General features: G+C 63.0%; 25 protein-coding genes. 11 read left to right on the top strand and 14 right to left on the bottom strand.

Going from position 1 to position 23,292, the window contains the following annotated elements:
- Positions 1 to 5: 5 nt before the first annotated feature.
- The 3 genes from ACYG97_RS20625 to ACYG97_RS20635 all read right to left on the bottom strand — a co-directional run bounded on the left by ACYG97_RS20625 (position 6) and on the right by ACYG97_RS20635 (position 1,944).
- The gene (locus ACYG97_RS20625) at positions 6 to 332 is read right to left on the bottom strand and encodes an ArsR/SmtB family transcription factor (protein WP_023699361.1); all 327 of its coding nucleotides are present in this window, start codon (positions 330 to 332) and stop codon (positions 6 to 8) included.
- Positions 333 to 337: 5 nt separating this feature from the next.
- On the bottom strand, positions 338 to 994 hold the full coding sequence (locus ACYG97_RS20630) for a glutathione S-transferase family protein (RefSeq protein ID WP_023733049.1): 657 nt from the start codon (positions 992 to 994) through the stop codon (positions 338 to 340).
- 116 nt (positions 995 to 1,110) lie between these two features.
- Positions 1,111 to 1,944 carry an alpha/beta fold hydrolase gene (locus tag ACYG97_RS20635; protein ID WP_023733048.1) on the bottom strand — a complete coding sequence of 278 codons (834 nt, stop codon included), beginning with the start codon at positions 1,942 to 1,944 and terminating at the stop codon, positions 1,111 to 1,113.
- A gap of 115 nt (positions 1,945 to 2,059) precedes the next feature.
- On the opposite strand from ACYG97_RS20635, the gene ACYG97_RS20640 reads away from it, so the two are divergent.
- The 3 genes from ACYG97_RS20640 (at position 2,060) to ACYG97_RS20650 (ending at position 3,507) form a co-directional block, all read left to right on the top strand.
- Positions 2,060 to 2,587 (top strand): winged helix-turn-helix transcriptional regulator, encoded by a 528-nt coding sequence (locus ACYG97_RS20640; RefSeq protein ID WP_023733047.1) that lies wholly within the window; start codon positions 2,060 to 2,062, stop codon positions 2,585 to 2,587.
- A gap of 79 nt (positions 2,588 to 2,666) precedes the next feature.
- The gene (locus ACYG97_RS20645) at positions 2,667 to 2,900 is read left to right on the top strand and encodes a hypothetical protein (RefSeq protein WP_023670152.1); all 234 of its coding nucleotides are present in this window, start codon (positions 2,667 to 2,669) and stop codon (positions 2,898 to 2,900) included.
- A gap of 175 nt (positions 2,901 to 3,075) precedes the next feature.
- Positions 3,076 to 3,507, top strand: coding sequence for a GlcG/HbpS family heme-binding protein (locus ACYG97_RS20650; RefSeq protein ID WP_023733046.1), 432 nt, complete (start codon positions 3,076 to 3,078; stop codon positions 3,505 to 3,507).
- Between the two features lie 122 nt (positions 3,508 to 3,629).
- Here the strand turns inward: ACYG97_RS20650 and ACYG97_RS20655 are convergent, their stop codons facing one another.
- The 4 genes from ACYG97_RS20655 to ACYG97_RS20670 form a co-directional block, all read right to left on the bottom strand.
- Positions 3,630 to 4,031, bottom strand: a complete 402-nt coding sequence (locus ACYG97_RS20655; RefSeq protein WP_023670154.1) for a hypothetical protein — start codon at positions 4,029 to 4,031, stop codon at positions 3,630 to 3,632.
- 193 nt (positions 4,032 to 4,224) lie between these two features.
- Positions 4,225 to 5,172 carry an agmatinase gene (locus ACYG97_RS20660; protein WP_023733045.1) on the bottom strand — a complete coding sequence of 316 codons (948 nt, stop codon included), beginning with the start codon at positions 5,170 to 5,172 and terminating at the stop codon, positions 4,225 to 4,227.
- A 196-nt stretch (positions 5,173 to 5,368) separates the two neighbouring features.
- Entirely contained in the window at positions 5,369 to 5,551 is a 183-nt protein-coding gene (gene rpmF / locus ACYG97_RS20665; protein WP_008834724.1) for a 50S ribosomal protein L32, read from the bottom strand.
- A gap of 153 nt (positions 5,552 to 5,704) precedes the next feature.
- Complete coding sequence (locus ACYG97_RS20670) at positions 5,705 to 6,412, bottom strand: transglycosylase domain-containing protein (protein WP_050588540.1); 708 nt, start codon at positions 6,410 to 6,412, stop codon at positions 5,705 to 5,707.
- A gap of 131 nt (positions 6,413 to 6,543) precedes the next feature.
- Between ACYG97_RS20670 and ACYG97_RS20675 the strand changes: the two genes are divergently transcribed.
- Positions 6,544 to 7,461 carry a polyprenyl synthetase family protein gene (locus tag ACYG97_RS20675; RefSeq protein WP_023733044.1) on the top strand — a complete coding sequence of 306 codons (918 nt, stop codon included), beginning with the start codon at positions 6,544 to 6,546 and terminating at the stop codon, positions 7,459 to 7,461.
- Positions 7,462 to 7,558: 97 nt separating this feature from the next.
- Here ACYG97_RS20675 and ACYG97_RS20680 read toward each other — a convergent pair whose 3' ends face one another.
- Together ACYG97_RS20680 and ACYG97_RS20685 are read right to left on the bottom strand one after the other, a co-directional pair.
- Complete coding sequence (locus ACYG97_RS20680) at positions 7,559 to 8,560, bottom strand: NADP-dependent oxidoreductase (RefSeq protein WP_023733043.1); 1,002 nt, start codon at positions 8,558 to 8,560, stop codon at positions 7,559 to 7,561.
- 68 nt (positions 8,561 to 8,628) lie between these two features.
- Positions 8,629 to 9,444, bottom strand: coding sequence for an oxidoreductase (locus ACYG97_RS20685; RefSeq protein WP_023690069.1), 816 nt, complete (start codon positions 9,442 to 9,444; stop codon positions 8,629 to 8,631).
- Between the two features lie 102 nt (positions 9,445 to 9,546).
- On the opposite strand from ACYG97_RS20685, the gene ACYG97_RS20690 reads away from it, so the two are divergent.
- Positions 9,547 to 10,134: a TetR/AcrR family transcriptional regulator gene (locus tag ACYG97_RS20690; RefSeq protein ID WP_023733042.1), complete on the top strand. Its 588-nt coding sequence runs from the start codon at positions 9,547 to 9,549 to the stop codon at positions 10,132 to 10,134.
- A gap of 215 nt (positions 10,135 to 10,349) precedes the next feature.
- Here ACYG97_RS20690 and ACYG97_RS20695 read toward each other — a convergent pair whose 3' ends face one another.
- Entirely contained in the window at positions 10,350 to 11,240 is an 891-nt protein-coding gene (locus tag ACYG97_RS20695; RefSeq protein WP_023733041.1) for a LysR family transcriptional regulator, read from the bottom strand.
- A gap of 154 nt (positions 11,241 to 11,394) precedes the next feature.
- Here ACYG97_RS20695 and ACYG97_RS20700 point away from each other — a divergent pair, with 154 nt between their 5' ends.
- The 4 genes from ACYG97_RS20700 (at position 11,395) to ACYG97_RS20715 (ending at position 16,326) form a co-directional block, all read left to right on the top strand.
- Positions 11,395 to 12,228 carry an SDR family oxidoreductase gene (locus ACYG97_RS20700; protein WP_023733040.1) on the top strand — a complete coding sequence of 278 codons (834 nt, stop codon included), beginning with the start codon at positions 11,395 to 11,397 and terminating at the stop codon, positions 12,226 to 12,228.
- A gap of 239 nt (positions 12,229 to 12,467) precedes the next feature.
- Positions 12,468 to 12,959 (top strand): (2Fe-2S)-binding protein, encoded by a 492-nt coding sequence (locus ACYG97_RS20705; protein WP_023730815.1) that lies wholly within the window; start codon positions 12,468 to 12,470, stop codon positions 12,957 to 12,959.
- The gene (locus tag ACYG97_RS20710; RefSeq protein ID WP_023733039.1) at positions 12,956 to 13,948 is read left to right on the top strand and encodes an FAD binding domain-containing protein; all 993 of its coding nucleotides are present in this window, start codon (positions 12,956 to 12,958) and stop codon (positions 13,946 to 13,948) included. The genes ACYG97_RS20705 and ACYG97_RS20710 overlap by 4 nt, the downstream gene beginning before the upstream one ends.
- On the top strand, positions 13,945 to 16,326 hold the full coding sequence (locus tag ACYG97_RS20715) for a xanthine dehydrogenase family protein molybdopterin-binding subunit (RefSeq protein ID WP_023733038.1): 2,382 nt from the start codon (positions 13,945 to 13,947) through the stop codon (positions 16,324 to 16,326). The genes ACYG97_RS20710 and ACYG97_RS20715 overlap by 4 nt, the downstream gene beginning before the upstream one ends.
- Positions 16,327 to 16,491: 165 nt before the next feature.
- On the opposite strand, the gene ACYG97_RS20720 is transcribed toward ACYG97_RS20715, so the two are convergent.
- From ACYG97_RS20720 to ACYG97_RS20735, 4 genes are all read right to left on the bottom strand, one after another.
- A complete protein-coding gene (locus ACYG97_RS20720) occupies positions 16,492 to 17,592 on the bottom strand; it encodes an ABC transporter ATP-binding protein (RefSeq protein WP_050590378.1) in 1,101 nt (366 codons plus the stop codon).
- A gap of 14 nt (positions 17,593 to 17,606) precedes the next feature.
- Positions 17,607 to 19,811 carry an ABC transporter permease gene (locus tag ACYG97_RS20725; RefSeq protein WP_023733036.1) on the bottom strand — a complete coding sequence of 735 codons (2,205 nt, stop codon included), beginning with the start codon at positions 19,809 to 19,811 and terminating at the stop codon, positions 17,607 to 17,609.
- A 90-nt stretch (positions 19,812 to 19,901) separates the two neighbouring features.
- Positions 19,902 to 20,954 (bottom strand): ABC transporter substrate-binding protein, encoded by a 1,053-nt coding sequence (locus tag ACYG97_RS20730; protein WP_084023702.1) that lies wholly within the window; start codon positions 20,952 to 20,954, stop codon positions 19,902 to 19,904.
- Between the two features lie 34 nt (positions 20,955 to 20,988).
- Positions 20,989 to 21,822 (bottom strand): inositol monophosphatase family protein, encoded by an 834-nt coding sequence (locus tag ACYG97_RS20735; RefSeq protein ID WP_050587494.1) that lies wholly within the window; start codon positions 21,820 to 21,822, stop codon positions 20,989 to 20,991.
- A 218-nt stretch (positions 21,823 to 22,040) separates the two neighbouring features.
- Here ACYG97_RS20735 and ACYG97_RS20740 point away from each other — a divergent pair, with 218 nt between their 5' ends.
- Both ACYG97_RS20740 and ACYG97_RS20745 read left to right on the top strand, forming a co-directional pair.
- A complete protein-coding gene (locus ACYG97_RS20740) occupies positions 22,041 to 23,060 on the top strand; it encodes a LacI family DNA-binding transcriptional regulator (RefSeq protein ID WP_031195645.1) in 1,020 nt (339 codons plus the stop codon).
- A gap of 37 nt (positions 23,061 to 23,097) precedes the next feature.
- Entirely contained in the window at positions 23,098 to 23,283 is a 186-nt protein-coding gene (locus ACYG97_RS20745) for a hypothetical protein (RefSeq protein ID WP_023684018.1), read from the top strand.
- Positions 23,284 to 23,292 lie beyond the last annotated feature (9 nt).

Below are 23,292 nucleotides of genomic sequence, written 5' to 3' on the forward strand. Positions count from 1 at the left end.
TCAGGTCATTCGGTCCCGGCGAGAAAATCGCCGAGCCGGTCGAGCCGACGCTCCCATGTCAGCCGCCGTTCGTTGATCCAGTGTTCTGCGCTGCGCAGCGCCTGCGGCGCGATCTGGCAGGTGCGCACGCGGCCGAGCTTTTCCGAGCGCACCAGCCCGCTTGCTTCGAGCACGTTGAGATGCTGGACGACGGCCGACAGCGACATCGCCAGCGGTTCGGCCAACTGGCTGACCGAGGCTGGCCCACGCGACAGCCGCTCGACCATGCTGCGCCTGGCCGGGTCCGCGAGCGCCTGGAACATCAGGTCGAGCTGGGCGGGATCGTGCAGCATCGCGATCAGCCGTTATTGTAGGGAAAGAACTTGAAGTAGGGCTGCGCCTCCTCGACCACCCGGGCGAAGGACGGCCGCTTGAGCAGGCGGTCGTGGTAGTGTTTCACGGCCGGATAGCTGTCGCCGAACGGCTCGACCTTGTTGGCGTAGAACAGCGCCGGCGAGGCCGCGCAGTCGGCCATGGTGAAGGTAGGGCCGGCCGCCCAGATTTTCGAACGCATCTCCTCCTCGATGATCGCATAGGCGTTGCGCAGTTGCGCGCGCGCCTCGTCGACCCCGAACGGGTCGGTCTTGTCCTGCGGGCGCAACCTGTCGCCGACGATCTTCTGCATCGGCGCCTGCACGTAGAAATCGTAGAAACGGTCGGCCTGGCGGACCTGGAGGGCAAGGTCGGCCTCGGCCGGGATGAGCTCGACCGGCCCGGGATAATGCGCGGCCAGATATTCGATGACGATGGTCGATTCCAGCACCGTGCGGTTGCGTGCATCGTCACGCAGCGCCGGCATCTTGCCGGTCGGCGACACCTTCAGGAATGCTGCCCGCGACTGCTCGTCGCCGAGGTCGACGATAACCGGCGTAAAGCGCGTATCGTTCTCGTAAAACGCAATCAGCGGTTTCCAGCAGAACGATGCCAGCGGATGGAAATGGAACGTCAGGGACATTTTTTGCTTGTCTGTTTGCGGTTCGTCGATGCTGGAGCGGTGCCAGCCAGCGCCGACACTGAAGCATTTACTTAACTATTTCCATGAGGCGAATGTGTCAAGGTTCCAGACTGCCTTCAGGGTTCGGTATGCGCCACGATGGCGGCGACGATCGTGCCCCAGTCGTCGGGATGCAGTTCGTGGCCACCGCCTTCGACGCGGACAAGCCGCCCGCCGGCAACAGCGTCGGCAAGGACTGCGCCATGCTCGACCGGAAAGATCGGATCCGATGTCCCGTGAATGACGAGCAGCGGAACTTTGATCTCGCGCAGGCGTCCTTTCAGATCCTCGCCGCCCTTCAGCATGAAATGGTTGGTCGCGCTCAGGAAGCCGCCGGATCGGTCGTAGTCCTGTTGGACGAACGCCCGCATCGCCTTCTCGTCGAACGGATGCGCGGTGCTGGCGATCGCACGCGCATCCTTGACGACGAAGCCGATCACCTGGTCGCGGTCCGACCAATCGACCTTGGCGCCATCGGCCGAGTGCTCCATATAGGCCTCGGTCGTCGCCGGCAGGTGCGATGTATCGATCCCCACCGGCGAACTGCTGATCACCGTCAGTGTGATGACACGCGAGGGATGTCTCAACGCCAGTCGTTGCGCGATCATGCCGCCCATTGACATCCCGACCACATGCGCCTTGCCGATGCCGCAACCGCCGAGGACGCGCACCGCATCGTCCGCCATGTCGTCGAACGTATACGGCGGCTCGCCCGTCGCATATTTGGTCGACAGGCCGGTATCGCGATTGTCGTAGCGGATCACGAAACGGCCCTCGCCGGCGAGTTTTTTGCAGAGCGCCTCCGGCCACCAGAGCATCGAGGCCATGGCGCCCATGATCAGCAGAATGGCTGGATCTCCGGGATCGCCAAACGTCTGGGAGACGATTTCGGGTGCTGCGGCCCTTGTCATGGGACTCTCCTCCTATCGGCCAATCAAAGGCCAATCAAACTGGTTGCATTTTGCAATCGGTTGCACGATAATAAAACTGATACGATTATGCAACCGGTTTTTTGAGGAGAGTCGGATGAACACCGAACACCGCTCGGGATGCCCGATCAATCTGTCGCTGGAAGTGTTCGGCGATCGCTGGAGCCTGATCATCCTGCGCGACATGATTTTTGGCGGCAAACGCCACTTTCGCGAACTGCTCAACGGCTCGATCGAGGGCATCGCTTCCAACATCCTGGCCGACCGGCTGAAGCGGCTGATGGAACTCGCCATGCTGACCAAGGCCGACGACCCCTCGCACAAGCAGAAGGCGATCTACAGCCTGACCGAGATGGCCATCACGCTGGTGCCGATCATGGCGCATCTCGGCGCTTGGGGCCGCGTCTGGCTGCCGGTGAGCGAGGAGCTTTCGATCCGCGCCGAACTGCTGGAGAAAGGCGGGCCGCCAATGTGGGAGCAGTTCATGGACGAGTTGCGCCACGACCATCTGGGCACGCCTGTCGCCACACCCGCGGGGCCTTCCGTCCGCGCTACATTGCAGGCCGGATATGAGGCGGTGGTCGCCCGCAAGGCGTCGAGCGGCATCGAGGCCCCGGCCGCTTGACCAACTTATTTCCCCATTATCAGGTCGGCTCTGCTATCAAGGGGCTGAAAAACATAATTTATGGGATTGGATAACGCTCTTGGTCGAGAACTCTAAGGATACTGCCCGCGCCCGGGCAGATATGCGTTTCAAGAAGCAGGAAGAGGCAGCCACGGTGCGGCAAAAGGCGATGGCGGAGTATGTCGCCGAGGCCGACGCCCGCCAGGCCAAGACCAACAAGCTCCGGGCATTGCGCCTTGCCAAGGAAGCGGAAGACCTCGCCAACGCACCCGCCGCTCCGGTCAAGAAAGCGGCCCGAGCCAAGAAAAAATAACGCGGTCTCTTCATCGACGCGCCATCTGGATGCCGGCGGATCGTATCCGCCATGTGCCACGATCAGCAATGCCCGCCATTTCCGCTTTCCCGCACGAAGCAATTTCAACCGCAACCGGGATTTCGCATCCCGCATGTCAGGTCGATGATTGACGCGTTTTGATCAGGAGACAGCCATGACCGCACTGACCCTCGAAAAAGCCAAGCACATCATCGACGCCGCCTTCGCCAAGGGCGCCGAGATGAAGCTCAAACCGCTCGGCGTTTCCGTGCTGGATGCCGGCGCGCATCTCGTCGCCTTCCAGCGTCAGGACGGCGCCTCGTTCCTGCGCCCGCAAATGTCGGCCGGCAAGGCCTATGGGGCGCTGGCCATCGGCATGGGTTCGCGCCGTGTCGAGGCTTTCGCCAAGGAGCGGCCGCATCTCGTCGCCGGCATTTCCGACGTCTCGGGTGGACGCGTATTGCCGGTCGTCGGCGGCGTGCTGATCCGCGACAAGGCAGGCGCCGTCATCGGCGCCGTCGGAATTTCGGGAGATACGTCGGACAATGACGAAGCCGCCGCCATCGCCGGCATCGAAGCCGCCGGCTTCACTGCCGATCCGGGCTGAGGGGGAGCTTCGTCATCCCAGGGCGAAGCAGGAGCGAAGCTACGCGGCGCAGACCCCGGGATGACGACCAGAAAGAGCAGCCACGCCAATCGCGAACGGATGCGACCATCCAACGAAGGCGGCTAGTTCAAATTTATGTCTCTACTCGCCGACCGCATCGACACCGAAAACCCGGCCAGCACATCGAACAGGGCGATCACCATCAGCGTGAAGAAGACGGAGTGCGCCGCGCCCTTCACCAGCAGGAATTCGACCAGGAACGCCACGAAGACCAGCGTCGACAACAGATGGTCCATGATCGAGGCGTTCGTGGTGCGCACCGACTTCACCATTTCCAAGAACAGGAAGATCAGCCCGATCACCACCATCAGGTCGCCGAGCGTCATCGAGAACACCCCGCCCGACATCATGCTGAACGAGAAGATCTCGGTCGCCCACGGATCGTCGCCGCTGCCGAATATTCCGAGGAGTCCGAGATTGTAGGCCACGAAGGGCACGATCAGCAGCGGGATGGCACCGAACATCAGGCGTCTCCTCTAGCAATTCCAGGAAAGCGGTTTCCCAAGGAATTGCCTAAACAATGGGGGCACCTTCTGTAGAATGCCCCGCAGGCACGCCGTCAAGATTTTTCGCTAGCGCCCGCAAACACGGAAAAAGACCGCGCGAAACAACCCTGTCAGCCACAGTTGCCCCGGCTGACCACCGACACGCCGGGATTCAGCGCTTGAACTGGCCTGTCCGCACGGCGGCGCCGATAGCGTTGAGGATGAAAAGGCCGGCGGTCATCGAGGTGATCTCGTTGACGTCGCGCGCCGGCGCGATCTCGACGATGTCGATGCCGACGACACGTCCCTTGGCGAACAGCCCCTTGATCAGTTCGATCGTCTGCCGGTAGCTGATGCCGCCAGGCGCCGGGCCTTCGACCGCCGGCATGACAGCGGGATCGAGACCGTCGGCATCGATGGTCAGGTAATAGCGGCCACGGTCCGGGATGCGCTTGAGCAGCGCCGCCGTACCGATATCCTGCCATTCATTGGCGGTGACGATGTTGGAGCCGTAGGCGCGGGCCGCCTCGACCTCCTCGAGCCGGGCGCTGCCCTGGCCGCGGATGCCGAGCTGGAAAATCCCGGCTATATGCGCCATCTCCGAAGCGCGGCGGATGGGGCTGGAATAGCCTTCCCTGACCCCGTTGACATTGTCGCGCCAGTCGAGATGGGCATCGATCTGAACCAGGGTGATCGGCCCTTCGCCGTCAAGCGCCCGCAGGATCGGGATCGGAATGCCGTGATCGCCGCCAATGGTGATCGGCAAGGCGCCGGCGACGCGGATCTTTCGGATCGCCGCTTCGGCCAACCTGTAGTGGCCGCCGGCGGCATCGCCGGGGACATCGCCGACATCGACCACCTTGACGTCCTGCCCGTCAAACAGGGTTCCGCCAATGTCGAAATCATAGCGGTCGAGCCCGAGGCTGATGCGCTGCGAGGCGCGCCGCACCGCCGTCGGCGCGTTGGTCTGGTCGTTGACCAACTCGTCGATCGTGTAGGGACTGCCGTAAGGCATGCCGATGATGGCGACATCCGCCTTCAGCGCATCGAGGTCCTCGACCAGCGGGAAGTTCATGAAGGTCTGGAAGATATCGCGCGGTGCTGTGGTGAGCTTGGTCATGCGGTCCCTCTGAAGCCGGCCGATCATCGCGCGGAAGCGCCGCGACAAGGCATCACTCAATACAGCACCGCCGCCGCAGCTTGTATCGCCACGGACGCCCGGTCTTTGGCATAGTTGGCGGCGCGACGCGCACCAAACGCAAAAAAACCGGCCAATGGCCGGTTCTTTTGGCATTCAAACCCTTCGAAAGCCGGTCTCAGCTTTCCTTGGGCGTCAGCACCTGGCGACCGCGATACATGCCGGTCTTCAGGTCGATATGGTGCGGGCGGCGCATTTCGCCGGAATTCTTGTCCTCGACATAGGTCGGGGCCTTGAGAGCGTCGGCCGAGCGGCGCATGCCGCGCTTGGACGGAGAGGTTTTTCGTTTCGGAACGGCCATGGATATGCTCCACTACATGGTCAAAATGCCCCGATAGCCCTCGTGAAAGGGCCGCGTCAGGGCCATAATCTGAGAAAGTCGGGTGCCTATACACGCCCTGCGCCGTTTTGGCCAGCACCGTGGCGATTTTTTTTGAGCCGGCAGCGGTTCGACCTAATCAAGACAACCGACATACGCGCCCGAACGGCCGGCGCGGCGTTCGATCAGCGACGCCAGCCGCCGCAGACCCGGACCGGGCTTGGCCGGATTGCGGGCGATCGGATTGGGCAGCGAGACGGCCAGCAATGCCGCCTGCCGCCGCGACAGCTGCTTGGCCGAAACGCCGAAATGATGCTGGGCCGCCGCCTCGATGCCGTAAACGCCCGGCCCCCATTCGGCGATGTTGAGGTAGATCTCCATGATCCGCCGTTTCGACATCACCGCGTCGAAATAGACGGCCAGCGGCAGTTCGACCACCTTGCGCACCGAGCCCAGCGGCCGCGACCACAGGAAAAGGTTCTTCACCGTCTGCATGGTGATGGTCGAGGCGCCGCGCGTCGCCTCGCCGGCCAGCGCATCGTCGACGACGCCGCGCAATTCGCCGAGATCGATGCCGCGATGGAAGCAGAACTGACCGTCCTCCGACATGATCACCGAATTGGCCAGCACCGGCGACACATCGTCGATCGACACCCAGCGCCGGTCGTAGCCGGAAAATGTCGCGAGGTCTTTGACCATCAAGGTCGATATCGGATGCACGAAGGACGGCAGATAGAGGAAGGTCAGCCCAACGGGTATCGCCGCCAGCACGGCGGCGACGACCAGGCAACGCCGGGCGAGGCGCTTCAGACCGGCGCGGTTCACGCGCCTCGGTCGCGCCATCTCAAACCCCTCGGTTTCATGATCGACGATCGGTTCCGTCAAGCCGCCCCACCCGCGCCATTCTCCCGCCTCCGGCATAATGGCGCGGGGCTTCTTGCGCAACGTCTGAGTGTCGGCTACCGCTCCCGGCCATGACGAAAGACGAGCAATTGGCCTTTGAGGCCGCACTTCTGGGGCGGGCGGCGGCTATCGAGGCCGGGCTCAGGCTGCTGCTGGACGGCCGCACGCTTGCCGGCGAGATCGCCCGGCCGGAGCGTCTGATGGCGGCCATGCGCCATGGCGTGCTGAACGGCGGCAAGCGGCTGCGCCCCTTCCTGGTCATGGAAAGTGCCGCCCTTTTCGGCGCCGATGGCGAGGCGGCGATGCGCGTGGCGGCGGCGCTCGAATGCGTGCATTGCTATTCGCTGATCCATGACGATCTGCCTGCCATGGACGACGACGATCTGCGCCGCGGCCAGCCGACCGTGCACAAGGCCTTCGATGAAGCTACCGCCATACTTGCCGGCGATGCGCTTCTGACGCTTGCCTTCGATGTCCTCGCCGATGAGGCGACGGCGCTGCCGGCGGAGCGCAGGGCGGCGCTGGTGCTGGCGCTGGCGCGCGCGGCTGGCACCGGGGGCATGGTTGGCGGGCAGACGCTCGACCTCGAAGCCGAGCGCAACAGGCCGGACGAAGCCGGCATTATCCGGCTGCAGGCGATGAAAACCGGCGCGCTGATCCGCTTCGCCTGCGAAGCCGGCGCGATCATTGCCGGCGCCGCACCGCAGGACCGCGACCGGCTGGCCGAATTCGGCTCGGCGGTCGGGCTTGCCTTCCAGCTTGCCGACGACCTGCTCGACCTGACCGCCGATGCCAGCCAGATGGGCAAGGCGACCGGCAAGGACGCAGCCGCCGGCAAGGCGACGCTGGTGGCGCTGCATGGCGCGAACTGGGCGCGCAGCCAGCTCCATGGGCTGGTCAAGCAGGCCCATGAATTGCTCGAGCCTTACGGTGAACAGGCAGCCTTGCTGAAGGCAGCGGCAAGCTTCGTTGCAATCCGCAACAACTGAGGTTTGGGCGATCGGATGCCGAACCGTTTTCGGAATTTGTCGGCCTTGCGCTGCCTTGCTTTGGTGTCTCTCAATGCCCCCAAAGCAACTGGGCGCGCTATCTGACCTTGACGACGACCTTGCCCTTGGCGCGTCCTGTTTCGACGTAAGCCAGCGCCTCATTGGTCGCTTCAAAAGGAAAGACCCTGTCGACGACCGGGCGAATCGCCCCATCTTCGATGAGGGACGTGATTTTGCTCAGTTGCTCACCTTGCGCCGACATGAACAGGAACGAAAATCCCACGCCCCGGCGCTTGGCTTTGGTCTTGATACCACGGCTCAGCAGCCGCAGCAGCAGCCTTAGCACCACGTTCAGTCTCTGTTTCCTGGCAAATTCGGGATCCGGAGGACCGGAAATCGAGATGAGCTTCCCACCCGGTTTCAGCACAGTCAGGGATTTCTCAAGCGTCTTGGCGTCCTGGCTGTTCAGGACGACGTCGTAGCCCGACAGGATTTTCTCGAAGTCGTCCTTCCTGTAGTCGACGACGACATCGGCGCCGAGATCCCTGACCAGATCGTTGCTTGCCGCGCCCGCTGTTGTCGCAACGATCGCGCCGAGATGCTTTGCCAACTGGATGGCGAATGTCCCCACGCCGCCGGAGCCAGCCTGGATGAAGATCTTCTGGCCTGTCTTCAGACCCGCCCTCTCGATGAGAGCCTGCCAGGCGGTCAGACCGACCAGCGGGATCGAGGCCGCCTCTTCCATGCTGAGGTTCGCCGGCTTCAGCGCCACGTCGGCTTCATCGATTGCGATGAATTCGGCGAATGTCCCGATCCGGCCGTCGCGCGGCCGCGCATAGACGGCGTCGCCGGGTTTGAATTTGCGGACTTTCGAGCCCACCCTGACAACCCTCCCGGCAACGTCGTGACCGAGGATGAAGGGCCGGCGATAGGGAAGGACGAGTTTGAATTCGCCGGTTCTGATTTTGGAATCCAGCAGGTTCACCCCGGCGGCATGGACCTCGACCAGGACGTCATTGTCCAGCAGCTCCGGCTCCGGCATCTCGGCCAGCCGCAAAATGCCTTTCTTGCTATATTTATCGACAACGAATGCCTTCATGGCAGTGACTTTCTGAAAGTGTCTGTTGGCCTGCTGTCTGTGCGTGAAATTCTCCGTCCCGCCGTTGTTCAGACCGGCAAGCGGAACTGCTTGCGCAAGGTCTTGTCGAACATCTCCGCGGGGGCGAAGCGGCGCAGCAGGCTGACCTGGCGCGCTGCCTTCCCTGCGGTATAGCGCCGTCGCGGACGGGCGTCGGTCGCTGCCTTGACGACCACATCCGCCACCACTTCCGGCCGATCGGCTTTGGGCATCACATCGGCAAGCAGCGCCTTGAGACCGGCGCGCGCCTGATCGTAGTCCTTCAACAGGGAATCCGGCTCGATGCCGTTCTGGTCGAAGACGGTGCGCACGAATGCCGGCTCGATGACCGAGACGCGAATGTTGAAGGCGCGAACCTCATGATCGAGCGATTCCGAATAGCCCTCCAGCGCGTGCTTGACCGCCGAGTAGTGCGCTGAGTATGGCGCGGGCACCAATCCCAGAATCGAGCCGATGTTGACGATGCGCCCTTGGCCGCGGCGCCGCATCGACGGCAACACCGCATTGGTCATGCGCATGACGCCGAACAGATTGACGTCGAACAGAGCCTGCACCTGTGCGACCGAAGATTCCTCGGCACCGCCAAGCAGGCCGACACCGGCATTGTTCACCAGCAGATCGATACGACCGGTCTGGGCCAGCACGGTTGCAACGAGGGCGCTGACCGACTCCCCGTCGGTCACGTCGCAGGTCAGCATGGACACCTGCGCCGGGCCGTTGCCGGCCTTGCTGCGGCTTGTCCCGAAGACGGTATACCCCGCCCGCGCCAAGGCCTCGGCACTGGCGCGGCCGATGCCCGAAGAGGCTCCGGTCACGACTGCGGTTCTTCCCGAAAGGGTACTCATTTGATACTCCACAGACATGAGGGCTAGCTTTTTGCCGTTGATTGAATTATGATCGTAATATCACATTACACCTATAATGCAATAGCAGAAAGGAAAAGCGCCATGCGCTACGAAAAGGGCCGAAAGGACGCCTCTCGCGATCGCATCGTCGAGGTCGCAGCCCAGCGTTTTCGCGGTGACGGCATCGCCGCGTCCGGACTGGCAGCCATCATGGGCGACGCCGGACTGACGAACGGAGCCTTCTATCCGCATTTCCAGTCCAAGGCGGAGCTTGTGCGTGAAAGCCTTGTAGCGGCACTGGAGGCCCAGTCGCAGCAACTGCAGGAGGTATTGGCAGCCGGTGGTCCGGAGATGGGCATAGCGGCGTATCTGTCAGCTGAGCACCGGGACAATCCGGGAGCCGGCTGCGCGTCGGCCGCCCTGTTGCCGGAACTCGCGCGTCAGCCGCCCGAAACGCGCCAAGTCTATACCGAACGCTTGCTGGTTCTGGTGCGCCAGTTGTCTGCAGTACTTCCGCAGACCAAGGACCCGGAAGCCGCCGCCCTGGGCGTTTTTGCGACCCTCATAGGCACGCTTCAGCTGGCCCGCGCGGCAGCGGGGACGGAATTGTCGGATCGCATCCTTGCGGCAGGAGCAGACGCCGCGCGCAGCCTGATCCAGCCACGTGAGGGCGAGAAGGCATCCATTTAGAGATAGAGCGGCAGCAGCAAAGAGCCTGACATCCTCATCATGGCGGGCCGCATTACAAGAAGGGTCGCTTTGCCTAAAGTCATGGGCCATTGCCAGCACGAGGCCATCTCAACCTGCATCAGGGAATGACCGCATAAGGGCCGGAAGCGACTTGTGCTGATGAGGGAGGGATAACTCACTTTGCCAAGTTAGAGCGGCGTGTTTTCGCCCTTCCGTCACGCCTTGAGACGGAGTGCCTCCACAAGAAGAGCGAACGCTGCAGTGTGCTGGCGTCGGCTGGGATAATAGAGGTGATAGCCCGGGAAGGGTTGGCACCAGTCTTCCAGCACCCGGATCAGGCGTCCGTCTGCGACGAACGGAGCGACCTGGCTTTCAAATGTGTATGCTAGTCCGAGCCCGTCGAGGGCCGCAGCCTCCAGCATTTCCCCGTCATTGATAATGAGTGGGCCATTCATCCTGACTTCAAGTTCCTCACCGCGTTTTTCGAACTGCCAGGCAAAGAGCCCGCCGCCGGTCTTCTGACGGTAGCTGATGCCTTTGTGTTCCCCAAGTTCGCGCGGTGTCTTTGGAACCGTTCGGGTTGCAAAATACGACGGTGATCCAACTACCGCCATACGCAGGTCCGGGCCGATCCTTACTGCCACCATGTCCTTCTGGACCTGCTCGCCGATCCGGATACCGGCGTCGAATTTGTTTGCAACGATGTCAACCAGACCTTCGTCCAGGCTCAATTCCACTTCGATATCCGGATACTCCAGAAGGAGTCTGGCGATGACGGGCCACAGTACTTTGGCAGCATACCGGAACGTCGTCAGGCGAATGAGGCCAGTGGGCTTGTCGCGCAGGGCGGCGACGGCGGCGATCTCGCTTTCGATGTGATCGAAGGCCGGTCGCAGGCTTCGCAGCAAGCGCTCTCCAGCTACCGTCACGGACAGGCTGCGGGTGGTGCGTGAGATCAGCCGGACTCCCATGCGCTGTTCCAGCGTTCTGACAGCGTAGCTGAGCGCCGACTGCGATAGACCAAGCTTTGCTGCGGCGCGCGTGAAGCTGCCCGCCTCTGCTACGGCGATGAAGACTGCCAGCTCGCTGAAATCTCCGCGCCTCATTTATCAATCCCATTTCTAACTTCATGCAGATTATAGAGGCTAATCGTATCGAGTCCTATTCCCTATGTCACCTGGCAGACAACGAAACGCTGAGACGGACGTGCCAAGCCAACGCGGCATAAACTGAAAGATACCGACCAGGAAGGATACGACTATGAGTAGAGTATGGATGATCACCGGCGCAGGGCGAGGCATGGGCCTCGACTTTGCCAAAGCGGTCCTGGCCATCGGCGATAAGGTCGTTGCGACCGGTCGTAACCCAGATCGGGTCGCCAAGGCGATCGGGCAGTCGGACAATCTTTTGGTCGTCACGTTGGACGTGACCAAGCCGGCCGACGCCGACGCCGCGGTGAAGGCAACCCTGGACCGCTTTGGTCGCCTCGACGTGCTCGTCAACAATGCCGCGGGCTTCTATGCCGGCTATTTCGAGGACCTGACTCCGGCCCATATCGAACTTCAGCTCGCGTCCACCCTGACCGGCGCCATGAACGTCACCCGCGCAGTCCTGCCGGTCATGCGCGCGCAGGGTTCTGGCAAGGTCATTGCCATCTCATCGACGGCCGGCCTGGTCGGCTTTGAGTTCTGTTCTGCATACGCCGCGGCAAAGTTCGGCGTTGATGGCTGGATCGAGTCACTGCAAGCCGAGGTGGCGCCGTTCGGCATTGAAACGATGATCGTGAACCCCGGATTTTTCCGCACGGAGCTGCTGACGGACGAATCCACTCAATATGCTCCGTCATTCGTCAGCGATTACAGCGAACGTCGCGCCCAGCAGATAACGGGCTGGAAAGCCGCGAACGGCCAGCAAATCGGCGACCCCGCCAAACTCGCGCAGGCGTTGATCACTCTGGTCGACAAGCCGGAGCTGCCCCGTCGGTTCATCGCCGGTGCCGATGCTCTTGCAATGGTCAGGCAGAAACTCGCTCTGCTGCAGCAGCAGGTCGATGCCCATGAGGAGCTATCCGGCTCACTAGCCTTCGACAGCTGAACGTCGCATCCAGCACTGCCGTCGTCGCAGGTCTATTTATGAGCGCCATCGATAGGCTCATGCGAATTCTGGGGGCTAATCCGAATGTCGCGCCCGTGCTCTCCTGAGGGTTGACCGTTGGGCAACCGGCCAACGACCGAACTTCGGAATGGACGTTCCCTTTCCCACTGATGCCGCCAGGCGTCGTCGGTCCGATTAGCTTCGCGTCCTATATCCCGCCCGCCACTCGAGGAGACGACATGCCAGAGCCCCGACAGCTAGCCTTGGACATCAACAGCCGGCGCCACCAGTTCAATCTTGATGTACGCGTGACTCTGCTGGATGCACTACGCGAGCATGCCAACCTGCCCGGCACGAAAAAAGGCTGTGATCATGGGCAGTGCGGCGCCTGTACCGTCCACGTCGACGGCGAGCGGGTATTGAGCTGCCTGACGCTGGCGGCCCAGGTCGAAGGCCGTCAGGTCACGACGATCGAGGGCCTCCAGGCTGCCGACGGCGTGATGCACGCAGTCCAGACCGCGTTCATCGAGCACGATGCATTCCAGTGCGGCTATTGCACCCCCGGTCAGATCATGTCGGCCGTTGCATGCATTCGTGAGGGCCACGCCGATACGGACGAGGACATCCGCGAATACATGAGCGGCAACATCTGCCGGTGCGGCGCTTACCCCCATATCGTCGCCGCGGTGCGCGATGCCGCCAGCCGCCTGAAGAAGGAGGCAGCACTATGAGACCTTTCGAGTATCTCCGCGCCAAAGATGCCGCGAGGGCGCTTGCCGAGGCTGCCAAGCCAGAGACAAGATTTCTCGCCGGTGGGACCACGCTTCTTGACCTCATGAAGCTGAATGTCGAGCGTCCTGCGCGGGTGGTCGACATCACGCGCCTTTCCGGCCTGGACACGATCGAGGTATCGGCGGATGCCATTCGCATCGGTGCGCTCGCCAAGATGAGCAAGGTCGCCGACCACGCCGATATCAAGCAGGCTGCGCCGGTGCTTTCCGAAAGCCTGTGGCGCGCTGCCTCGGCACAGCTGCGCAACATGGCGTCCATCGGTGGAAACTTGATGCAGCGAACCCGTTGCACCTACTTCCGGGACCCGGACGCTTATTCGAACTGCAACAAGCGCAATCCAGGTTCCGGATGCGCTGCCCTTGGCGGCGTCAACCGCAACCACGCGGTGCTCGGCACGAGTGACGCGTGCATAGCAATCTACCCCGGAGATTTTGCGGTTTCCCTGGTGGCATTCGACGCCACGGTCATCATCCGGGGAGCTTCCGAACGCAAAATTCCCGCCGACGAATTCTTCCTTCTCCCTGGCGATACCCCGCACCTTGAGCATGAGCTGTCGGCCGGCGAGATGGTCGTCGGGATCGAGATCCCGCGTTCGGCAGCCCTGGAACGCTCGCATTATCTCAAGGTCCGGGATCGCGCGTCGTACGAGTTCGCCGCGGCCAGCGCTGCTGTCGGAATCGAATTGGAAGCCGATGGCAAGACAATTCGCGAAGTACGCATCGCGGTCGGCGGCCTCGCCACCAAACCCTGGCGCCTGCGCGCCGTCGAAAATTTGCTCAAGGGAAAGACGCTCGACGAGGCGACGATTCGTAGCGCCTCGTCAGCCGCCGGCGACGGCGCGAAGTCGAGCGGACATAACGCATTCAAGGTTGAACTGGCACCGAAGGTCGTGGCCCGCGCCCTGATGACGGTAGGAGGTATCGCATGACACATGGTAACGCGTTCGAACTCAACCGCCGCACCGTCTTGAAGCTCGGCGCCGGCGTAGCCGCTGTCGCTGGCGCCGCTGTCGATCTCTCGTCAAAAGCCGTTGCGGCTGAGACCGTCCCCGCCAAGGCGCCAGCTCTCGGTGCCAGGCTTTCCCGCGCCGAAGGCCCGTTGAAAGTAACCGGGCAGGCTCGCTATGCGATCGAGCAGAAGCTGGAGAACCTGGCCTATGGCGTAACTGTCCAATCGACGCGGCCGGCAGGGCGTATCGTCAGTATCGATACGTCGGCCGCCAAGGCTCTACCGGGTGTCCTGGATGTCTACACCGCGCAGAATTCCCTGAAGCTCAACAAGCCGACCGTCTACAGCAAGGGCGGCGGAGCGACCGAGGAATTTACCCCAATTCAAGACGATGTGGTCCGTTTCAACGGCATGCATATCGCGCTCGTGGTCGCAGAAACCTTTGAGCAGGCAACGGAAGCGGCAAGTCTTCTCAAGATCGAATATGAGGACGGCGACCCTATTCTCGACATCAACGATCCCAAGGCAAAAGTGCAGCCCATCGATGAGATGGGTGCCGCGTGGGGCGATGCAGCGACAGCGTTGGCCAATGCCGAGGTCAAGGTAGACGTCACTTACACGACGTCACGCGAATACAATGTGCCGATGGAGCCGCATGCGTGCATCGCTTCCTGGGACAACGGGAAAATCACCGTCTGGGAGCCCAGCCAGTGGGTTGGCGGGGCACGGAGCGTCGTGTCGGAATGGCTCGGCATCGACATCGAGAATGTGCGGGTGATCTCGCCCTATGTCGGCGGTGGGTTCGGGTCCAAGATCGGGGCACATCCGCATGTGGGGCTGGCTTGCGCGGCCTCGCGGAAACTGGGCAGGCCGATCAAGGTTTCTCTCACGCGGCCGCAGACCTTTACCGGCCTTGGCGGCCGACCGGCGACACGGCAGACACTCTCAATCGGAGCCTCGAAGGACGGAAAGATAAGCTCGATCGTCCATGAGAGCTGGAACGAGACGGCGATTGACGAAGTCCATATCGAGGCTTGCAACAATGTGACGAAGATCATGTATGCGACGCCGAACTTTTCTTCACGTCTCAACGTCGTCCCGGTCAATACGGTCCAGCCCGGCTGGAAACGGGGCCCCGGCGAAAACCCCAGTGCCTATGCTGTGGAAAGCGCGATCGACGAGCTGGCGTACGCGCTCAGCATGGATCCGGTCACGCTGCGCCTTGCCAACTGGGCGGAGACGGATCCCAGCAATGGGATGAAGTGGAGCACTCGACAGTTACGCGAAGCCTATGCCGTGGGCGCGGAAGCCTTCGGCTGGTGGAACCGGAACCCGGCCCCTCGCTCGATGCGCGAAGGCCGCGAGTTGATCGGTTATGGAATGGCCGCCGGGTCATACCCCATGATCCGTACCGCGAGCGAAGCCAAGATCGTACTCCATGCCAGTGGACAGATCGAAGTCCTCAGCGCGGGCACCGACATGGGAACGGGGACCTATACCATTCTCGCCCAGACAGCGGCTGACGCATTGGGCGTTCCTGTTGAGACAGTCGCGGTGCGGCTGGGCGATACCCTCCTCCCCAGATCGGCGCTCGCAGGCGGTTCCCAGCAGGCCAACAACCTGACGGGAGCGGTGGACAAGGCGGCCAGGAATGCACGGGACGCCTTGCTGGCGCTTGCCGCATCCGATCCGAAGTCGCCGCTGGCAGCCTCGAAGGCGACTGACCTCACGTTCGAAAACGGCTCGGTGCAACCGACCCGACGGCCGAACGGCGGTATCGGCATCGCGGAACTCTTGAAGGCAGTGGGCAAAGACAAACTGGAAATCGAGGGTAACACCTTTGCTCCCGGCGCCACCGAGGAGATGAAGAACGGAGCTGACCGCAGTTTTGCACAGTTGAAGGGCGCTGTGGAAGGAGGCGTCTCGGCCCATAGCTGGTGTGCGCATTTCGTGGAAGTTCGGATCGATGAGGATTTTGGCACGATCCGCGTCAAGCGCATGGTCTCGGCATTCGATAGCGGCAGGATCTTCAATCCGAAGCTTGCGGAAAGCCAGTGGATCGGCGGTATGGTCATGGGTCTCGGGCAGGCTCTCCTGGAAGAAGGTTACGTCGACCAGCGAGACGGGCGCACCATCAACGCGAATTTTGCCGACTATGCCGTCCCGGTTAACGCCGATGTGCCCGACATCCAGGTGATTTCGGTTGGAATTCCGGACATGCAGGCAACCGCTCTTGGCGGCAAAGGCGTCGGCGAGATCGGTGTCGTAGGGGTCGCACCTGCGATCGGTAATGCCGTCTTCCACGCGACCGGCAAACGCATTCGAAGCCTTCCGATCACGCTGGAAAAGCTCGTTTGAGTTCGGTCGATGCGCCCTGGTGACCCTCAGGCTCGCAAATAGGCGAGCATGCAAAAACAACGATTCTAAACCCAAGGCAAAACTGGGTCGCTAATCCCTGGTCGCCGCCTGTTGTAACGTCACCAAGCAACGCCGGGAAAGTGTGCAACGGTTTTCCCGGCGCGTTCAATCGTCTTTGATCAGCACGATCTTCGCCGGATCGAAATCGATCCCGACCATCGTCCCTTCCGCCACGGCGGGTGTGACATCAGGCGATGTCGCGAACAGTTCGACCGCCGGATCGCTGATCGCGATGCGGTATTCCATGTGGTCGCCGAGATACGAGCTCTTGACCACCCGGCCCTTCATGGTGCCCGCTGGCTGGCCGGGCAAGATGCGCACGGCATTCGGGCGCACAGCGAGCATCGCCGGCCCCGGAGCGTTACCGCGACCCGGCATGTCGAGCAGCAAGGGTCCGACCTTGACCCTTGCACTGGTCGCATTGCTGGAAAGCACCTCGACGTCGAGCAGATTGGCGTCGCCCATGAAGTCGGCGATGAAGCGGTTGGTCGGCTCGTTGTAGAGGTCGCGCGGCGTGCCGTCCTGGGCGACGCGAGCGGCGTTCATGACGATGATGCGGTCGGAGACGGCGAGCGCCTCTTCCTGGTCATGCGTGACATAGACCATGGTCAGCGCCAGATCTTGCTGGAGACCCCGGATTTCGTCGCGCACGCGCCGGCGCAGCTTGGCGTCGAGATTGGACAGCGGCTCGTCGAACAGCAGCACCTTCGGCTCCAGTACGATGGCTCGCGCCACCGCGACGCGCTGCTGCTGGCCGCCGGACAATTCGCTCGGCTGGCGCTTCTCGTAGCCGGACAGGCCGACAAGCGACAGCTTTTCGGCGGCGCGCTCGGCTGCCTGCGCCTTGCCAAGCCCCATAGCCCGCAAGCCGTAGCTGACATTCTCCATCACGTTCATGTGCGGGAACAGCGCATAGGACTGGAACACCATGGAGACATCTCGCTCGGCGGCGGACAGCAAGGTGACGTCCTTGTCGTCGATCAGGATGCGCCCGGTGCTGGTCTGTTCCAGCCCGGCGATCAGCCTGAGCGTCGTCGTCTTGCCGCAACCCGAGGGCCCGAGCAGCGTCACCAGGCTGGCCGGCGCGATGTCGAAGCTGACATTGTCGACGGCGATCACCGCGCCGTATTTCTTGGTGACGCCCTCGAACCGCACGGCCGGCCTGTCCGTGACAACCGGGACAGCATTCTTCGCCGTCTGATCCACGCCGCTTCTCCCCATCAGATTGCTGCCACCACGGCTTCCGCCCCAGGCCGGCGCCGGCCGAGCCGGCGTTCGCCGACCAGCAGCTGGATGCCGATGAGGATGACCATCATGACAACGATCATCACCGCCGAATAGACAATCGCGATGCCGTATTCGCCGACATCTGCGCGCCCGACAATGTAGACCGTGGCGAGATTGAACCGGCCGCTCGCCAGGAAGATGACGGCGCTGACCGCCGTCACCGCGCGCACGAAACTGTAGATCATCGCGGTCACGATCGCCGGCTTCAGGATCGGCAGGATCACCCGCAGCAAGGTAGCAAAAGACCGCGCCCCAAGCGTCAGCGATGCCTCGTCCAGGCTCTTGTCGATCTGGCCCAGATTGGCGAGCCCGGCACGGATCGCCACCGGCATATTACGGAAGATGAAGGAGATGACGATGATCAACCCGGTACCGGTCAACTGCACCGGCGGCACGTTGAAGGCAAGGATATAACTGACGCCGATCACCGTGCCGGGAATGGCGAAACTCATCATGGCCAGGAACTCGAACATGGTGCGCCCGGCGAAACGCTGCCGGTCGAGCAGATAGGCCGTCAGGATGCCGAGCGCCGCAGTGAACGGCATCGCCACCAGCGCCAGGCCGATGGTCATCAGCAGCGACGGCCAGGCCGAGCCGCTGAAAAACCAGCCATTGACGCCTTTCTCGATCGAAAAGGCGGTGAGGAAATACTCGAGCGTCGGCGTGTTGTCGCGCCCGATCGATTGCACGAAACCGCCGCCCAGGATGATGCCGTAGACCACGATGGTCAGAACCAGCCACGGAACGACGGCGGCGTAGCAGCCGATCCGCAAGGCCTTGGGCAGCGTCGCCGGTACGCCGCCATCGCCCTTGCCTGCGACGGTGACGTAGCTGCGGCTGCCGATCCAGCGGCGCTGGATGACGAAGGCTGCCAGCGTGAACATCAACAGCACGATCGCCAGCACCGCCGCGCGGCCCTGGTCGTGCGCCGCACCGACCACTGCAAAGAAGATGTCGGTCGACAGCACGTTGAAATTGCCTCCCAGCACCAGCGGATTGGCGAAATCGGCCATGCTCTCGATGAACGAGATCAGGAAGGCGCTGGCCAGGCCCGGCCGGATCAACGGCCAGGTGACGGTGCGAAACGTCCGCCAGCGGCTGGCGCGCAAGGTCTGCGACGCCTCCTCCATGCTCGGGCTGACCCCTTGCAGCACGCCGACCAGAACCAGGAAGGCGATCGGCGTGAAGGCCAGCACCTGCGCGATGGTGATGCCGGCCATGCCATAGATCCAGCGGCTGCGCGGAATGCCGAGATGCACCGACATGAGGTTGGTGACGATGCCGGCGCGGCCGAACAGCAGGATCAGGGCCAGGCCGATGACGAAGGGCGGCGTGATGATCGGCAGGATGGACAGGCCGCGCAGCAACCATTTGGCCGGCAGCTTGGTGCGTAGCGCGATCAGCGCCAGCGCCAGGCCGAGCGCCGTGCAGAAAAAGCCGACGAGGACTGCGATCGCCACCGTGTTCCACGCCACGCCGCAGGAGCCCTCGCCATAGAGGCAGCGCAGGCTCCATATGTTGGCGCTGAAGATCTTTTCGAAGAACAGCGCCGGCACGACATTGCCGTCATTGTCCTTGATGGCCGAGGTGAGGATCGACAGCAGCGGATAGGCGACGAACAGGATCAGCGAAGCAATCACGATTGAGAGCGAGCCGACGACGAAACGGTCGCCCTTGCACCAGCCGCGCGCGGCGAGCGCCTCGGCGATGAACATCAGCATCGCCACGGCATAGAGCGCCGCACCCCAGCCGAGCCCCGGCTGTATCGGTCCCGGCGTGCCGGCGATCTGGGTAAGCAAGCCAAATCCCCAGCCCGAATGGATGATGGAAAAGCCTTCGATGGCCAGCCACAGCAGGCCCGCCGCGCCTGCAACCGCAAGGCTCTTGGGGTTGTTGCGCGCCACCAGCCAGCTCGCCAGCAGAAGCGGCAGGACAAGCGGCAACAGCCAGGGCCGGCCACCGAGCGCCAGGATGATGGCCGGCGTCGCATCCGCCGGCTGTGCCAGCCAGTCGAACGACAGGAAGCCGCCTTCGACCTTGTACCAAGGCAAGAGCACGAAGCTCGCCCACGCGGCCATTACCCAGGCGAGCGCGCTGCGTCCAGGAGCGGAACTGACCATGGAACCGGCCGCGGCCATTCAATGTCTTTCTGTGCCAAAGGATGGTGCGCCGGCTGCCGCGAGGGGCAGCCGGCGATCAGATGCTAGAGTGAGCGCGAAAGAACGCGCTCAGCCGCCATTGCGGACCTCATCGGTGAACTTCTTCAACAGCCGCTTGCGTTCGGCCGACGAGCCGTATTTGGCGAAGTCGTAGTCGATCAGCTTGATCTTCGAGAGGTCCGGCGCCTCGGGCGGCACCGGCGTGGCGGTGTTCGACGGGATCTGGAAGCTGCCGTTCGGCGCCGCGAGCTTCTGCGCTTCCGGGCTCAGCGCCCAGTCGTAGAATTTCTGCGCCTCTTCGACATGCTTGGCGCCCGTCACGATGCTCATCGAGCCGATCTCGAAGCCGGTGCCCTCGCAAGGCGAAACCACCTTCACCGCCGGGTTCTGCTTGGCCGCGTTGATGACGTCGTGCTGGAAGGAGATGCCGATCAGCGTCTCGCCCTTGCCGACGGCGAGCGCCGGCGCGGCCCCTGCCTTGGTGTATTCGGCGATGTTCTTGTTGAGCTGCTTGAGATAGTCGAATGCCTTGTCCTCGCCCATCAGCTGGACGATGGTGGCAAGCATGGTCCAGGCCGTGCCCGATGAATTCGGGTCGGCCATCTCGATCTCGCCCTGGAATTCCGGCTTGACCAGATCGGCCCAGCACGCCGGCGCGGTCAGCCCGCGCTGCTTCAGATCTTCCTCATTGTAGCCGTAACCGAGCGCACCGAGATAAATGCCGACCGTGCGGTTCTTCGACCTGTCGGCCTGCTTCAGCGCCCAGTCGCGCAAGTTCGCCAGTTGCGGCGACTTGTATTCCTGGGTGAGGCCCTCTTCCGCCGCCTGCAGATGCGGGTCGCCGGTGCCGCCCCACCAGATATCGGCTTGCGGATTGTCCTTCTCGGCCCGGAGGCGGGCGTAGATTTCGCCGGCGCTCATGCGGGTCATGTCGACGCTGACGCCCGTCTCCTTCTGGTAGGTGGTCGCCATCGCCCGGCACCAGGCCTCGTCGACGGCGCAATACATTGTGAGGCTGCGGTCGGCCGCCTGGGCGGCACCCGCCAATCCGAACATGGCCAGCGCCGCGCCAAGGCCAAGCCAGGCGGCGCGCAAGCCTTGCTTACTGTCAAATGTCTTCATCGATATTCCTCCCTGTCTTCTCACTGGAAACGATCTACCCGTCGTCGAGCGGCACTCCGATCACCTGGGACAATGTCGCCGCGACACCGGGTGCTGCCGCAAGCACGGGATTGCCCTTCGCCATGCCGTCGCCGTCGAGGAACCGGTTCACACGGCCGCCGGCCTCCTCCACCAGCAGCAATCCGGCCAGGCAGTCCCACGAATTGATGTGCAGCTCGGCATAGGCATCCGAGCGGCCGTCGGCCACATAGGCCAGCCCAAGCGCTCCGGAGCCGGAGCGCCGCACATTGGCGCCGAGTGCCCAGACAAGGCTCACCTTGTCCAGATAGTCGCGATTGGGAATCCTGGGCGACCAGCCGAACTCGACAAAGGCGCGGTCGAACGCTTGCGTCGGCGACACATGGATCGGCGCGCCATTGCGCGTCGCGCCGTGCCCGCGACGGGCAAAGTACGTTTCGCCGATGGCCGGATTGGCAATGCCGCCGATCTCGCTGCGGCCGTCCTCGACGAAAGCTATCGAAATGCAGAAATGCGGAATACCGCGCATGAAATTGGCGGTGCCGTCGATGGGGTCGACGACCCACATGCGGGCAGAGCCGATGCCACCGCCTTCCTCGCCCAAAAACCCGTCCTGCGGAAAAGCCTCTGCCAGCGTCGCGCGGATGTGCTCCTCGACCTTGCCGTCGGTTTCAGTGAGAAAATCCTGCGGGCCTTTCATCGCCACCGGCTGGACGGCGCCCTGCCGGGCATAGCCTTCCATCGCCAGTTGCCCGGCCGTGACAAGCAGTTTCCGGCAGACCTCGGCACGCCTGTCCATCTCGGCCTCGGACAGCCGGTCCGCCTTCGGATGCGCCGCCGCCCTGCTCATGCAGCCGGTCCGGACAATCGCGCCCTCAATGCCGTCTTCGGCGAAATGGACAGGGTATTCCTCCGATGCCACTCTTGAGCCGGCTTGTATTGCACGGCTGTGCAAAGCTGTTGCATTCGGCCATGCCTGTCAAGTGCGGTGGGTGGCAATGGCAGAAGAGTTGCATTACATTGCACTGGCGTGCAAAGAATCACGAAAACAGCAGCGAGAGCGTTCGCTTGACGGTTCCGAGAATCCGCACCGGTTTTTCCAGCGCCCAGCAGGTTGCCGACCTCGCCGGGGTTTCACGTTCGGCGGTGTCACGTACCTTCACGCCCGGCGCTTCCGTTTCCGGGGAAACCCGCGAGCGGGTGATGCTGGCCGCCGAGCAACTCGGCTATCACGTCAACCATCTGGCTCGCGGCCTGATGCGGGCCTCGACCGGCATTGTCTGCCTCATCGTTGCCGATGGCGACACGCCCTATCATGCCCGCCTGCAGAAGGCGCTGACCCAACATCTGCGGGACGCCGGCAAAATGGCCATGGTGTTCAACACCTCCGGCCCCAGCCACCATGTCGACCAGGCGCTGCGCAACACGCTGAACTATCGCGCCGATGCGAGCATCGTTCTGTCCGGCTCGCCGCCGCAGTTGCTGATCCGCACCTGTCTTGAGAACGGCCAGCGGCTGGTGCTGATCAATCGCGATGACCGCTTCGACGGCCCGCACAATATCGGTGTCGACAACGCTGCAGCCGCAGAGGCAGCGCTGCATGCCTTCATCCGGGCCGGCTGTACCCGCCCCGCTTTGGTGACCTCGGCTGCCGGCACGCCCAGCCTGCTCTCCCGCGAAACCGCCTTCCTTACCGCCGCGCAGAAGGAAGGGCTGGAGGTGACCGTGTGGCGCGAGGGCCGCACCGGCTATGCCACCGGAGCCGATGGCGCTAGGCGACTCTTTTCCGGCCGGCAGCGGCCGGATGCGGCGTTCTGCGTGACCGACCTGATTGCGTGCGGCTTTCTCGATGCGGCCCGCCACGAGTTCGGCATCAACGTACCCCGCGATCTCTGCGTCATCGGCTTTGACGACATTGAACAGGCCGACTGGGCCTCTTACCGGCTGACGACGTTCTCGCCGCCGATCGAGGAGATCGCCAGGCGCGCCGTGCGGCTCGCGACCGGCGCGCGGGAGGAGGCTGGCAGCCGCCTGATCTGCCATGCGCCCATGGTCTGGCGCAGCACGGTGAGGCCGGGCCAGGGCTGATGCGAAACATGTGTCGGTCAAAACGGGAAACGTACTGATGTCCAAGAAAAAGGCCAGGAAGACCCGCCAGGCGGCAAGACCGGTGGAGATAGCTGTAGGCCCCGAAATCCGGAGCATGATGCGCAAGTTCGGCCTGACCGAGGAAGAAGCACTGCGCATGATGCGCGAATGCGATGCCACCCTCTATGGCGCCAACTCCGGGCACGTGCAGCCAGGATCTTGACGGCCCGCC

This window comes from Mesorhizobium sp. W067 (genome assembly GCF_054719525.1).

Coding starts and splice junctions, on each gene's coding strand:
- ACYG97_RS20660 (WP_023733045.1), bottom strand. CDS start 5,172: ATGACCAAGCTCACCACAGCACCGCGCGATATCTTCCAGACCTTCATG.
- ACYG97_RS20725 (WP_023733036.1), bottom strand. CDS start 19,811: ATGGCCGCGGCCGGTTCCATGGTCAGTTCCGCTCCTGGACGCAGCGCG.
- ACYG97_RS20680 (WP_023733043.1), bottom strand. CDS start 8,560: ATGAAGGCATTCGTTGTCGATAAATATAGCAAGAAAGGCATTTTGCGG.
- ACYG97_RS20745 (WP_023684018.1), top strand. CDS start 23,098: ATGTCCAAGAAAAAGGCCAGGAAGACCCGCCAGGCGGCAAGACCGGTG.
- ACYG97_RS20700 (WP_023733040.1), top strand. CDS start 11,395: ATGAGTAGAGTATGGATGATCACCGGCGCAGGGCGAGGCATGGGCCTC.
- rpmF (WP_008834724.1), bottom strand. CDS start 5,551: ATGGCCGTTCCGAAACGAAAAACCTCTCCGTCCAAGCGCGGCATGCGC.
- ACYG97_RS20710 (WP_023733039.1), top strand. CDS start 12,956: ATGAGACCTTTCGAGTATCTCCGCGCCAAAGATGCCGCGAGGGCGCTT.
- ACYG97_RS20640 (WP_023733047.1), top strand. CDS start 2,060: ATGAACACCGAACACCGCTCGGGATGCCCGATCAATCTGTCGCTGGAA.
- ACYG97_RS20705 (WP_023730815.1), top strand. CDS start 12,468: ATGCCAGAGCCCCGACAGCTAGCCTTGGACATCAACAGCCGGCGCCAC.
- ACYG97_RS20635 (WP_023733048.1), bottom strand. CDS start 1,944: ATGACAAGGGCCGCAGCACCCGAAATCGTCTCCCAGACGTTTGGCGAT.
- ACYG97_RS20735 (WP_050587494.1), bottom strand. CDS start 21,822: ATGAGCAGGGCGGCGGCGCATCCGAAGGCGGACCGGCTGTCCGAGGCC.
- ACYG97_RS20695 (WP_023733041.1), bottom strand. CDS start 11,240: ATGAGGCGCGGAGATTTCAGCGAGCTGGCAGTCTTCATCGCCGTAGCA.
- ACYG97_RS20730 (WP_084023702.1), bottom strand. CDS start 20,954: ATGAAGACATTTGACAGTAAGCAAGGCTTGCGCGCCGCCTGGCTTGGC.
- ACYG97_RS20625 (WP_023699361.1), bottom strand. CDS start 332: ATGCTGCACGATCCCGCCCAGCTCGACCTGATGTTCCAGGCGCTCGCG.
- ACYG97_RS20715 (WP_023733038.1), top strand. CDS start 13,945: ATGACACATGGTAACGCGTTCGAACTCAACCGCCGCACCGTCTTGAAG.
- ACYG97_RS20675 (WP_023733044.1), top strand. CDS start 6,544: ATGACGAAAGACGAGCAATTGGCCTTTGAGGCCGCACTTCTGGGGCGG.
- ACYG97_RS20650 (WP_023733046.1), top strand. CDS start 3,076: ATGACCGCACTGACCCTCGAAAAAGCCAAGCACATCATCGACGCCGCC.
- ACYG97_RS20670 (WP_050588540.1), bottom strand. CDS start 6,412: ATGGCGCGACCGAGGCGCGTGAACCGCGCCGGTCTGAAGCGCCTCGCC.
- ACYG97_RS20655 (WP_023670154.1), bottom strand. CDS start 4,031: ATGTTCGGTGCCATCCCGCTGCTGATCGTGCCCTTCGTGGCCTACAAT.
- ACYG97_RS20690 (WP_023733042.1), top strand. CDS start 9,547: ATGCGCTACGAAAAGGGCCGAAAGGACGCCTCTCGCGATCGCATCGTC.
- ACYG97_RS20685 (WP_023690069.1), bottom strand. CDS start 9,444: ATGAGTACCCTTTCGGGAAGAACCGCAGTCGTGACCGGAGCCTCTTCG.
- ACYG97_RS20630 (WP_023733049.1), bottom strand. CDS start 994: ATGTCCCTGACGTTCCATTTCCATCCGCTGGCATCGTTCTGCTGGAAA.